Source organism: Yersinia sp. 2553 StPb PI, from assembly GCF_052217105.1.
GTDB classification, from domain to species: domain Bacteria; phylum Pseudomonadota; class Gammaproteobacteria; order Enterobacterales; family Enterobacteriaceae; genus Yersinia; species Yersinia enterocolitica_E.
The window spans coordinates 1,900,633-1,913,215 of record NZ_JAZGPX010000002.1 but is presented as its reverse complement, the minus strand read 5'-3'; the positions used below and the strand labels follow the sequence as shown (position 1 = coordinate 1,913,215).

Sequence of the window (12,583 nt, the reverse complement as noted above, 5' to 3'; positions counted from 1 at the left end):
TCATTTTGCAACAACTTGTCACAAGGAAAATGCCGTGACTCAAGGAAACCGTATCGCGCAGGAACTGGCGTTTAGCACCAGTGATAATGTTCCGTTATTCTACCGTTATTCTACCGTTGTTGGGTTGGCCTGTTCGGTACAAGATGCTGATGAGTTTGTCCGTTTCGCCGCCGTTAACTGACCTGTTCTTAGCGCGTTAAATCCTGAAAAAGCAGGCGGTGTCGCCTGCTTTTTTTGGCGTAAAATTTAGATAGTGGGTTCCTGATTACCTAACTGTGTGACCACCAGTTCCACCTGTTGTTGCTGCAACAGTGCGGCCAGTTGTGACGGGGGGGAAACATTGGTAAACAGCGCTGTAGCTTTGGCAACATTACCAATTTCGACGGCGGCGGAGGCGTGGAACTTGGTATGATCGGCTGCCAATAAGATGTGGCGGGAGTGTGCCATCATCGCTTTCACCACTGTCGCCTCATTAACATCAAACTCCAGCAGGCTGCCGTCGCTATCAATTGCCCCCATGCTGGTAATCAGATAGTCGGCGCGGAAACCTTCAACGAAAGAGACCGCACTGGGGCCAATAATGCCACCATTGTTTGGTCGTAGCGTACCGCCTGGCACCATCACTTCAAAATCGGTATTTTTATATAAAATGTGTGCCACCCTCAGGCTATTAGTAATAATCCGCAGGTGGCTGTGATTTATCAATGCGCGGGCGATATGTTCAACAGTGGTACCAATAGTGATAAACACCGTTGAACGATCGGGAATGTAATCAGCAATCGCCTCAGCAATGGCCATTTTCTCTTTAGTATATGAAAGCTCTCGCTGTTCAAACGCGGTATTCACGACGCTAGACGCTCGCCCGGCCCCACCGTGATGACGGGTAATCAGCCCTTGTTCGCTAAGCTTACGGATATCGCGACGCACGGTTTGAGTCGAAACATCCAGCAATTGTGCCAATTCATCAATATTCATATAGCCACGACTGGCGATCAGTTGAATCAGTTGATCGTGGCGCGGGTTACCGGTTAGTTCGGTCAGACTCATGCTTTGCTCTCTCTCATTCATCATACTATTGTTTATTTTATACAAAATGCGTCAGGAAAGAGTCAGTTTGATCACAATCAGGTATTCCGGCCCGCCCACCGGGGCGGGTACATTTTAATGCCGCCACGGCATTAGCATAGCGCACTGCCGCAGTAATTGTGTGTTGTCGGCCCAGCGTTACCGCTAATGCACCATGAAAAACATCCCCCGCACCGGTAGTATCGACCACGGCTACCTCAAATCCCGCTTGATGTTGCTGTTCGCCGTTCTCCAGCCAATAACAACCTTTTTTACCTCGGGTGACATACACCTGTCCGTTTGTGTCACTGGCGGCTAATAAGAGCGCAGCGTCAGTGTCATTTTTGCCCGTCATTCGCTGTAAACCCGGCTCGGAGAAGACCGCGTGGTCCGCAAGAGCGACCAACGGGCGGATATCTTGCGGCGTGACATCGGCATCAAGTAGGGTGGTGATACCGGTTTGGCGGGCCAGTGTAAATGCGGTTAGCGCCCCCTGATGCCAACGGACATCCGCCAACACGACATCATAGTGGCTGAAATCTATCCCCGTCAGCCATTGGGCATCTTCTGGCAGGTCAGGACTGGGATGGTTAATGATGATGCGCTCCCCATGACGGTCGACTAAGATCGCCGACTGCGATGAACGGGCATTGGCGTAGCGGCGGCTAAGGGCGGTATTTACCCCATAGTGTTCCAGCTCATCGAGCAGAGTATTGCCCGTGGCATCATCACCTACCCGGCCAATAAAATCGACTTGCGCGCCCAGTCGAGCCGCCGCTACCGCTGCTGTTGCCGCCGGGCCTCCACCAATCTCACGATAATCATCCGCCACATATTTACCGCCGCTATCGGGCAGTTTTGCCAGGTAATAGAGGCGGTCCTGCACCGCAATTCCTACACATGCAATCCGGGTCATGGTTTCAGTTCCTTGGTTAGCCAAAAAAGGGCTGTTGATCACGATGTGACCATTTTAATTCGTTCAAATGTTAAAAGAGTGACGGATGTCAATTTTTTGACCATAAATTACAAATACGATCAAAAACAGACAAAATATTCCAATCAAGTGACTAAAAATGACATCAGGTGACAGGAGAGAATAATGGCACAGGTAGCATTCATCGGGTTAGGGCAAATGGGATCGCCCATGGCGCGTAACCTCATTAAACACGGGCATCAATTACATGTTTTCGATACTAACCCCGGCGCGGTAGCGGCGTTGGCTGCGCTGGGTGCCACGCCATGTGGTAACGCAGGGCAGGCCGCCGAAGGAGCAGAGTTTGTTATCACCATGCTCCCTAACGGAGAACTGGTGCATGACGTGCTGTTCGGCAACGACGGCGTTTGTAGCCGCTTGTCACCAGAAGCACTGGTGATTGATATGTCCACTATCCATCCGTTACAGACTGACCGTTTGGCGCAACAGATGCAGGCCAAAGGGTATGGCTTTATGGATGCGCCGGTGGGGCGTACCTCTGACCATGCACAGGTCGGCACCTTATTGATACTGGCGGGGGGAACGCAAGCGCAGGTTGAGCGGGCAACGCCATTACTGATGGCAATGGGATCTGAACTTATCAATGCGGGCGGGCCGGGGATGGGGATCCGCGTGAAGCTTATCAACAACTACATGAGTATTGCGCTCAATGCGTTGTCGGCGGAGGCCGCCGTACTATGCGAAGCACTGGGACTGTCTTTCGATGTCGCACTGCAAGTGATGAGTGGCACTCCGGCGGGTAAAGGGCATTTCACTACCACGTGGCCAAATAAGGTGCTGAAGGGAGATTTAACGCCAGCGTTCATGATTGATTTAGCACATAAAGATTTAGGTATCGCTCTTGATGTGGCTAACCAATTGCACGTCACCATGCCGATGGGGGCTGCTTCCCGCGAGGTTTACAGTCAGGCCAGAGCCTGCGGGCGCGGGCGCCAGGATTGGAGTGCCATTTTACAACAGGTTCGCAGTCAGTCTGGTCTGCCAACAACCGAATGATTTCCGATTAATTGATGGTTTTTAAAGCGGCTGTTATCAGCACGCAGAGGGAGAGAAAATGTCTTATGTATCCGGTAATACCTTAATTCAACACGCATGGCAGCATGGCTATGCCATCGGCGCTTTTAGTGCCCACAATGCTGAAACAATCCGCGCGATCTTGCTGGCTGCCGAAGAGGAGCAGGCGCCCATCATGCTGCAAATTGGGCAGAAAGTGATTAGCGTCATGGGGTTAAAACCCATGAAAGAGATGGTTGATGCCTTTATGCATGACATTACGGTACCGGTCTGTATCCATCTGGATCACAGCCGTAGTTTTGAGCAGACCATGGCGGCAGTTCAGGCCGGTTTCCAGTCGGTGATGTTCGATGGCTCTCACCTGCCATTCGATGAAAATGTGCGTATTACCCGCGCGGTGGCAGATGTCGCTCATGCCTTGAATATCGGCGTTGAGGGTGAAATTGGTAAAATCGGTGGTACTGAAGATGATATCTCAGTTGACGAAAAAGATGCCCTGATCACCGGTTGCGATGAAGCGCTACAGTTCGCCGAACTGACCACCGTTGATTATCTGGCGGTATCGATTGGTACCGCTCACGGGATGTATAAGCAAGAGCCGAAACTGGCATTTAAGCGCCTGCAAGAAATCCGCGAAATCGTCAAGAAACCTATCGTATTGCATGGCGGCTCTGGGGTGCCGGATGAGCAAATTCGCCGCGCGATTACCTTGGGGGTTGCCAAGGTCAATGTCGATACCGAACTACGTCAGGCCTTTACCCAAGGGGTTAGCGAAGTATTGAATCAATCACCAGAGGAGTATGTCTTGGCGGTTTCGCTGGGCCACGGGCGTGATGTGATGAAACAAAAAGTGATTGAAAAAATCCGCTTGTTTGGCAGCCAGGGGAAAGCCGCTGCTTTTGCTGGCTAATCCTTTCTATCTATCGTACGGCATGGTGTTTTGCACTTGAACGGGCAGGCGACCAAAGCCGTACGAAATACGAGGTTGAGTGTATGACGACAATTCAACGCCAGCAATTTGGCGAGCATCAGGGGCAGGAAGTTTCGCTGTTTACACTAACTAACCGCAATGGTATGCGGCTCTGCGTGACCGACTACGGTTGTATCATCACCCAACTTTGGGCGCCAGACCGCCACGGGCAACTGGAGGATGTGGTGATGGGGTTTGATGATTTGACCTCCTATCAGGCCGGTCATCCGTTCTTTGGTGCCATTGCCGGTCGCTGTGCCAATCGCATTGCGGGTGGGCGCTTTAACATTGACGGGCAAGAGTATCTGCTGGCAACCAATGAACTGCCGACCGGGCAGCATTTGCACGGTGGCCTGCGCGGCTTTGATAAGTATGTCTGGCAGGCGCAGGAAGAGGGCGATGGTCTTATTTTTAGCCGCACGTCGCCCGATGGCGAAGAGGGATATCCGGGGAATTTACAGGTGCGCCACCGTATCGGCCTGACGGATGACAATGTCATGACCTTCAGTTTCGAGGCGCAAACCGATAAGGCAACCATCGTCAATCTGGTGAATCACAGCCATTACAATCTGCGCGGTCACACTCATTTAATTCACGACCAGCAACTGAAAATTGACGCTGACTTTATCACGCCAGTGGATGAAAGCAGCATGCTACCGACCGGCGAGATTGTCCGTGTTGCAGGCACTGCATTTGACTTTCGTAATGCCCGCCGCTTGGGTGATGCGATGCAACAGCGGCCAGCGCAGGATTTTGACATCAACTATGTGCTGAAAAAAAACGATTTATCGCAGAAAAATAGCACCACTCTGCAACCGGCGGCCACGCTGATTTGCCCACATTCAGGTCGGGTGATGGCGGTTCATACCACCCTGCCAGGTATTCAGTTTTATAACGCATTCAAGCTTTCTAACAAGGTATGGAATGGCAAAGCAGGGCATCGCTATCAGGCATTTTCAGGAATATGTCTGGAGACACAGGCCTTCCCTGACAGCATTCATCATGGGCACTTCCCCGATGTCATTCTGCGACCAAATCAAAATTATTCTAGCTACACCGAACACCGTTTCAGTGTTGTCGCTTGAGCTGCGCCAACCGATAAGTCATTAAATTCACTGGAAGCAATATGATGAATAAAAAAGCAAAAGTGGGCGTGTTGGCCTTGGGCCGTAGTACTTTTGATGTGCCGTATGCGCAGGAAATGCTGGCGCAGGCGTGGAATACCCTGAGAGCAATGGATATCGAGTTGATTGGGGAACCGGCATTACAGTTTGATGCCGAGTCTGCGTTACAAGCGTTGCCCGCGCTGAAGCAGGCCAATCTTGATTTACTGCTAATTTTACAGGTGACGTTTACCGATGCTTCGCTGACCTGTGAAGTGGTGCGTGACTTCCCGGTCCCAACAGCTATGTGGTCCTTCCCGGAGGCTCGTACCGGTGGTCGTTTACGGCTCAACTCCTTCTGCGGGGTTAATTTGGCCTGCCATGCATTGAGCCGCGAAAATATCAAGGTCCAGACTGTTCACGGCCTGCCGGATGATGCCCATGTGGTCAGCGAGCTACAACAATTGGCGCAGGCTGCCGCGATCGTCAATCGCTTTAAGTGCGCCAAAGTGATGGTAATAGGCGAACATCCACTGGGGTTCGATGCTTGTAACTACAACCAACAACAACTGACACAACACTTTGGTGTCAGCGTTGATCGCCAACCCGTGTTGGAATTTATCGATGAAGTAAAAGCGCTACCGGACAGTGCCGCCGATGCACCCTATCAGCGCCGCGCTAAAGATTTCCCGAATTTGGCGGAAATGGACCAAAGTGCGACCTGTAAAACGCTGAAAGTCTACTCAGCGTTGCGTGAGAAAGCGCAACAGCAGGGTTACTCCGGTATTGCGGTGCGCTGCTGGCCAGACTTTTTTACCGATTATGGGTGCGCTGCCTGTGGCGCATTGGCGCTGATGAATGAAGACCTCGTTCCATGTGGCTGCGAGGCTGACATGTTCGGTGTGCTCTCGTCATTAATGGCGCAGTGGGCCTCTGGTAGTGCCGCGTTCAATACCGACTTGGTCGATATCGACCCGGTGAGCAACAGTGTGGTGTTCTGGCATTGTGGTCAGGCACCGATTGAAATGGCTGATCGCGACGGGCCGGTGCAAGCCACCATCCACTCCAACCGCAAGTTACCCCTGCTATCCGAGTTTGCCCTTAAACCAGGCCGCATCACCCTATGCCGTATTACGCAGGGTGAAGGCAAGTTGCGTCTGATGCTGGCAGGCGGCGAGATGATCAAAGCTCCGCTGGCATTCTCTGGCACTGCCGGGACGGCAAAACTGGATATCGATGCTGATAGCTATCGTCAACGGCTACTGGATGCCGGAATGGAACATCATACCTCGCTGGTCTATGGCGAGCATCGCCCGCTGCTGCGCAAGGTGGCTCGTTTACTCAACCTTGAGGTGATTGAGCTGACCTGATAGGGCAACCATTCTGATAATAGGGGTTCTGATGAATGTTAAGAACCCTAACTAAATCAACAGTATTTATACTTTTTGGGGATTTTTATTATGACTTATCAAGCGGACAACCTGCCGGGAGTGGTATTGGTTGAGCACGATGGCGGTTTCACTCTTTCATTCCAACAACGTTTGTTACTGCAACACAGCGCACAAACGCCGTGCCTGTGGATTGGCCGGGGTAAAGCGGACATCGATATGTTCCGTGGCAATTTCAGTATCAAAGATTGCTTGAGTGAAAAACTGGCATTGACCGATGCGGTTATCATCCCACAACAGCAGGGGTGGGAGATTCAATTTAGCCGGGGAGAGGTAGCCCAAGCCACATTACATATTACCTACGACGCGGCCGGGCGGTTGGAGATGTCCCTGCGCAATGGTGATAAAGAGAATAACCGAATGTGGCTACGGCTCGCCGCGCAATCGGAGGACCATATCTACGGCTGTGGTGAACAGTTCTCCTATTTCGATCTCCGTGGCAAGCCATTCCCACTGTGGACCAGCGAGCAGGGGGTGGGGCGCAATAAGCAAAGTTATGTTACCTGGCAGGCCGACTGTAAAGAGAACGCGGGCGGTGACTATTACTGGACCTTCTTCCCGCAGCCCACTTTTGTTAGCAGCCAAAAATACTACTGTCACGTTGATAACAGTTGCTATATGAATTTCGATTTTTCAGCCCCTGACTATCACGAACTGGCGATTTGGCAAGACGTAGCGGTGCTACGGTTTGACTGTGCTGACAGTTATATCGGTCTGTTGGAGCAATTGACCGCATTATTGGGCCGCCAGCCTGAGTTACCGGATTGGGTATATGACGGCGTGATCCTGGGGATTCAGGGCGGGACCGAGGTGTGCCAGCAAAAGCTGGAGGTGATGCGTGAGCATGGGGTGAAAGTCAGCGGGATTTGGTCGCAGGACTGGGAAGGTCGCCGCATAACCTCTTTTGGTAAACGCCTGATGTGGAACTGGCGCTGGGACAGCGACCTCTATCCTGAGCTGGATAAACGGATTGTGCAATGGAAGAAAGAAGGTGTGCGCTTCCTCGGCTATATCAATCCCTATGTGGCGATTGAAAAAGAGCTGTATGCCGAAGCGGCAGAGAAGGGCTATCTGACCAAAGACTACAGCGGCAATGACTACCAGGTGGAGTTTGGTGAGTTCTATGCCGGGGTGGTTGATCTGACCAAACCGGCGGCCTACGACTGGTATAAGGAAGTGATTAAAAAGAATCTGATCGCGTTTGGCCTTGATGGCTGGATGGCCGACTTTGGCGAATACTTGCCGACCGACACCGTGATGGACAATGGTGTCGATGCTGAAATCATGCATAACGCCTGGCCCGCGCTGTGGGCCAAATGTAACTACGACGCCCTGGCCGAAACCGGCAAATTAGGCGAAATATTGTTCTTTATGCGGGCCGGTTATACCGGTAGCCAAAAATACTCGGTGATGATGTGGGCTGGTGACCAGAACGTGGATTGGAGTCTGGATGATGGGTTGGCATCTGTTATACCTGCGGCGTTATCACTGGCAATGACCGGTCATGGTTTGCATCACAGCGATATTGGTGGTTACACCACGTTATTTGAGATGAAACGCAGTAAAGAGTTGTTGATGCGCTGGTGTGAATTCTGCGCCTTTACCCCACTGATGCGTACTCATGAAGGTAACCGCCCGGATGATAACTGGCAGTTTGATAGCGATGTCGAGACTATCCGTCAGTTTGCCCGGATGACCCAAGTCTTTACCACGCTGAAGCCGTATATCAAACAAGCCGTGGCGCTTAACTCACAATCTGGCTTGCCGGTAATGCGCCCACTGTTCCTGCATTACGAGAATGATGCTCACACCTATGGCCTGAAATACCAGTATCTGTTTGGCCGTGATCTGTTAGTTGCACCGGTATATGAAGAGGGGCGCACCGATTGGTCACTCTATTTGCCATCAGACAACTGGATCAATCTGTGGACCGGTGAATCACACTGTGGCGGGGCTGATGTAACTGTCGCGGCACCAATGGGACAACCGCCGGTGTTCTACCGGGCGGGCAGTGAATGGGCTGAATTGTTTGCATCATTACGGGCGTTATAACACAGGCAGAGGCCCGCGGGTGGCTGGCCTCTCAGGAGAGTGACATGAGTGAAATACATCAAGATCCAGTAAAATTGACACTGCCGCTGCGCGAGAAATTCTCCTACGGGATTGGCGATGTGGGTTCAAACCTACTGTTGTGTGTGGGTACATTGTACTTGCTTAAGTTTTATACGGATGTGTTGGAAATCCCCGCCGCTTGGGGAGGATTAATCTTTCTAATCTCGCGTTTCTTTACTGCATTCACCGATATTGGTACCGGTGTCATGCTGGATAACCGCCGCAATATCGGGCCAAAGGGTAAGTTCCGCCCCTTTATCCTCTATGCATCGATGCCGGTGGCCTTGCTGGTGGTGGCTAACTTTATTGGTACCTCATTTAGTATTACCGGTAAAACCATCACGGCCACGTTGATCTTTATGAGCTTTGGCCTGTTCTTTAGCATGATGAACTGCTCATACGGTGCAATGGTTCCCGCCATGACCAAAAACCCACAAGAGCGAGCTCAGCTTGCCGCATGGCGTCAGGGGGGGGCAACCGTCGGACTACTATTGTGTACCGTCGGTTTTGTGCCCATCTTGTCGCTATTTGAAGGGCAGGCGCAGACCGGTTATCTGGTGGCTGCATCCATCTTCGCTTTTGTCGGCATGCTGTGCATGTGGTGGTGTTATTCCGGCGTTAAAGAACGTTATGTCGAACTGCCAAAGCCGGGAGCAGCCAAACCTGGTCTGTTGCAATCATTCAAAGCCATTACTGGCAATAAGCCGTTGTTTGTCCTCTGTATTGCTAATCTGTGCACCTTGGCTGGTTTCAATATAAAACTAGCGATTCAGATCTATTACACCCAATACGTACTCAACGATGTCACGTTACTGTCATATATGGGGTTCTTCAGTATGGGGTGCATCTTACTGGGGGTGCTGCTGGTACCGACGGTGGTGAAACGCTTTGGTAAGAAAAACGTCTATTTGGGTGGGCTGAGCTTGTGGATCTTGGGGGATGCCATGAACTACATGTGGGGCAGCACCTCGACTTTATTTGTTCTGTTCTCTTGCCTGGCTTTCTTCGGCACGGCTTTTGTGAACAGCCTGAACTGGGCGCTGGTTTCTGACACGGTGGAATATGGTGAGTGGAAAACCGGCGTGCGCTCAGAGGGGACGGTATACACCGGTTTCACCTTCTTCCGTAAGATTTCCCAAGGGTTAGCAGGCTTCTTCCCCGGTGTCATGCTGGCGTATATCGGCTATGTGCCTAACGTGGCACAGGGAGAAAGAACTCTGGAGGGGCTAACGCAGCTTATCTTCTTGTACCCATGCGGGTTGGCGATACTTACCGCACTGACTATGGGGTTGTTCTACCATCTGACCGAGAAAAATTACATCAAGATTGTCACCGAGCTGGAAGAGCGCAAACGCGATGTCAGTCCGGCAATCTAGCCTTGATCTGTTTAATCAGATGAATTAACACCACCAAAACCCTACAACCCGCTTATGGCAGGATCCGGTGCGAGTGAGATTTAACCGGAGGTAAGCGGGTTAAAAAATAAAAAGGACCTGTCAGATGCCGAATTCAACTTACCAGGATCCCGTAACACTTCGATTACCGCTGCGGGAAAAAATAGCTTATGGAATGGGCGATTTTGGTTCTAACCTGATGCTGTGCATCGGGACACTTTATTTACTGAAGTTTTATACCGATATTCTGGGGCTCCCGGCTATTTACGGTGGCGTGATTTTTTTGATTGCCAAGTTCTTTACCGCCTTTACCGATATGTTTACCGGCGTACTATTAGATTCTCGCCGTCACATTGGTGTGAAAGGGAAGTTCCGGCCATTTATTCTGTATGCCTCATTACCTGTGGCATTGCTGGCTGTCGCGAACTTTCTCAATACCGGTTTTAGTCTAAATATCAAAACGGTATTGGCAACAGTGCTGTTTATGTTATTCGGTTTATTCTACAGTTTGATGAATTGCTCTTATGGTGCGATGGTCCCGGCAATGACCAAAAACCCAAATGAGCGCGCGCACCTGGCAGCCTGGCGACAGGGTGGGGCGACGGTAGGGCTATTACTGTGCACGGTAGCTTTTATGCCAATTCAACTGCTGTTTACGTCCTCACCTGAGATAGGCTATCTGGTTGCAGCGCTAATATTTGTCACGTTCGGCCTGGTCTGCATGTGGTGGTGTTATTCCGGTGTCAAAGAACGCTATGTGGAACCGGTATCGGTACACCATAAACCGGGTATTTTTAAATCATTTTGCGCCATCTTTAAGAACCCGCCGCTATTAGTGTTATGTATTGCCAATTTGTGCACGTTGGCAGCATTCAATATCAAACTGGCGATTCAGGTTTATTACACTCAGTACGTATTGCAGGATATTCATTTACTGTCCTATATGGGCTTTTTCAGTATGGGCTGTATTTTGATTGGTGTATTGCTGGTCCCCACGGCGGTGAAGTATTTCGGCAAGAAAACCGTCTACCTTAGTGGCTTAATGTTATGGGGCATGGGGGATGTACTGAATTATATCTGGGGCACCAGTTCGGTCAGCTTTGTTGCATTCTCCTGTATGGCCTTTTTCGGTACTGCATTTGTCAACAGCCTGAACTGGGCATTAGTCTCCGATACGGTGGATTATGGTGAATGGAAAACAGGGATTCGCGCAGAAGGGTCGGTGTATACCGGCTATACCTTCTCACGAAAAATTTCTGCCGCACTGGCTGGATTTCTGCCCGGTATCATGCTCACTCAGATTGGTTATATTCCCAATGTTGCCCAATCGACATCAGTATTGGAGGGGTTGCGCCAATTGATTTTTATTTACCCTTGCACTCTGGCAATGATTGCAGCCATAACCATGGGGCTATTTTATAAGCTCAATGAGCAGCGCTTTGTTAAAATTATTGCTGAATTGAATTTACGTAAAATGGCTACGTCGGGGTGATTTCTATTTTTAGTGGTAATAAGAAATGCTATTAAATATAGAGTGATGTGACGTTAAAAACTGGCATGTTGTTATTTTGATTGTGTTATTCCTCTACCGGTTATTTATGGCAGAGGAATAGCCATGATAACTATTTGTCATTTTTCATGATGTAAGAAAAATAATAAACCTTCATTTATTGTTATCAATAGGGATTTGTCATGAATAAATATAATTCAATTATCTTGATTACCTCGTTGGTTTGCTCTGCCAGTGCCTTTGCCGGTCGAGCTTATGTTGAAACCCGTGAAGCATATAATACGGCCTCTGAGCTGCATGAAGTTATCCTGCGCGGTGGGTATAACTTTGATAATGGTTCCGGCCTGATGTTAACGAATGCTTATAACACAGGGAAAATGGATCAATTCAAACATAGCTATAACGAACTGGAGGGTTGGTATCCATTATTTCGCCCAACAGATAAATTCACTATTTCCCCTGGCGGCTTAGTGAACTCCAATAGCTCAGGTTCGGGTGGTTCCGTCTATATGGATTTTAACTACAAATTCTTACCGGTATTTAATTTGACTGCGCGCTATCGTTATAATCACAATAACTATGAATCAAAAGATCTCAATGGTCATTATGCTCACAATGACAGCCATGAGTTTGCTACTTATTGGAATTTCAAACTGACTGATGCGTTGTCATATACTTTTGAACCTCATTACTTTGTGCGCGTCAATGATTTTCACGGTAAAAATGGCAAAAGTTCTCACTGGGAAATAACCAATAAATTCAGTTATAAAATTGACACTCACTGGATGCCCTATTTTGAATTGCAATGGTTGGATCGTTGGAATGAATACAACAGCGAGCAATATCGTTTCCGCTTAGGGTTACGTTACACCTTCTGATCGATAATGAGATTGTTATCACAAAAAAAGACGGCACATTGATGCGCCGTCTTATTCTATCAATACCCGTCATACTTCAAGCTGCATGTGTGCTG

At 49.8% G+C, this 12,583-nt stretch carries 11 protein-coding genes; 9 read left to right on the top strand and 2 right to left on the bottom strand.

The features are described 5' to 3' along the window. The first annotated feature begins 34 nt into the window (after positions 1-34). On the top strand, positions 35-181 hold the full coding sequence (locus V2A84_RS10200) for a hypothetical protein (RefSeq protein ID WP_372569002.1): 147 nt from the start codon (positions 35-37) through the stop codon (positions 179-181). A gap of 65 nt (positions 182-246) precedes the next feature. Here the strand turns inward: V2A84_RS10200 and V2A84_RS10195 are convergent, their stop codons facing one another. Both V2A84_RS10195 and V2A84_RS10190 read right to left on the bottom strand, forming a co-directional pair. Next, positions 247-1,047, bottom strand: a complete 801-nt coding sequence (locus V2A84_RS10195) for a DeoR/GlpR family DNA-binding transcription regulator (protein WP_083159197.1) — start codon at positions 1,045-1,047, stop codon at positions 247-249. A 37-nt stretch (positions 1,048-1,084) separates the two neighbouring features. Beyond that, entirely contained in the window at positions 1,085-1,981 is an 897-nt protein-coding gene (locus V2A84_RS10190; RefSeq protein WP_083159196.1) for a sugar kinase, read from the bottom strand. Positions 1,982-2,164: 183 nt separating this feature from the next. Here V2A84_RS10190 and yihU point away from each other — a divergent pair, with 183 nt between their 5' ends. From yihU to ompL, 8 genes are all read left to right on the top strand, one after another. Further along, positions 2,165-3,055, top strand: a complete 891-nt coding sequence (gene yihU, locus V2A84_RS10185; RefSeq protein ID WP_083159195.1) for a sulfolactaldehyde 3-reductase — start codon at positions 2,165-2,167, stop codon at positions 3,053-3,055. A 58-nt stretch (positions 3,056-3,113) separates the two neighbouring features. Further along, entirely contained in the window at positions 3,114-3,983 is an 870-nt protein-coding gene (locus tag V2A84_RS10180) for a class II fructose-bisphosphate aldolase (RefSeq protein WP_083159194.1), read from the top strand. An 83-nt stretch (positions 3,984-4,066) separates the two neighbouring features. Then, the gene (locus V2A84_RS10175) at positions 4,067-5,128 is read left to right on the top strand and encodes an aldose epimerase family protein (RefSeq protein WP_083159193.1); all 1,062 of its coding nucleotides are present in this window, start codon (positions 4,067-4,069) and stop codon (positions 5,126-5,128) included. Positions 5,129-5,169: 41 nt separating this feature from the next. Beyond that, complete coding sequence (locus V2A84_RS10170; RefSeq protein ID WP_227746540.1) at positions 5,170-6,516, top strand: L-fucose/L-arabinose isomerase family protein; 1,347 nt, start codon at positions 5,170-5,172, stop codon at positions 6,514-6,516. 90 nt (positions 6,517-6,606) lie between these two features. Further along, on the top strand, positions 6,607-8,646 hold the full coding sequence (locus V2A84_RS10165) for an alpha-glucosidase (protein ID WP_442848781.1): 2,040 nt from the start codon (positions 6,607-6,609) through the stop codon (positions 8,644-8,646). Between the two features lie 44 nt (positions 8,647-8,690). Next, positions 8,691-10,082 carry an MFS transporter gene (locus V2A84_RS10160; protein ID WP_083159191.1) on the top strand — a complete coding sequence of 464 codons (1,392 nt, stop codon included), beginning with the start codon at positions 8,691-8,693 and terminating at the stop codon, positions 10,080-10,082. Between the two features lie 124 nt (positions 10,083-10,206). Continuing rightward, on the top strand, positions 10,207-11,592 hold the full coding sequence (locus V2A84_RS10155; protein ID WP_083159190.1) for an MFS transporter: 1,386 nt from the start codon (positions 10,207-10,209) through the stop codon (positions 11,590-11,592). Positions 11,593-11,792: 200 nt separating this feature from the next. Further along, the gene (gene ompL / locus V2A84_RS10150; RefSeq protein WP_083159189.1) at positions 11,793-12,488 is read left to right on the top strand and encodes a porin OmpL; all 696 of its coding nucleotides are present in this window, start codon (positions 11,793-11,795) and stop codon (positions 12,486-12,488) included. Positions 12,489-12,583: the final 95 nt, after the last annotated feature.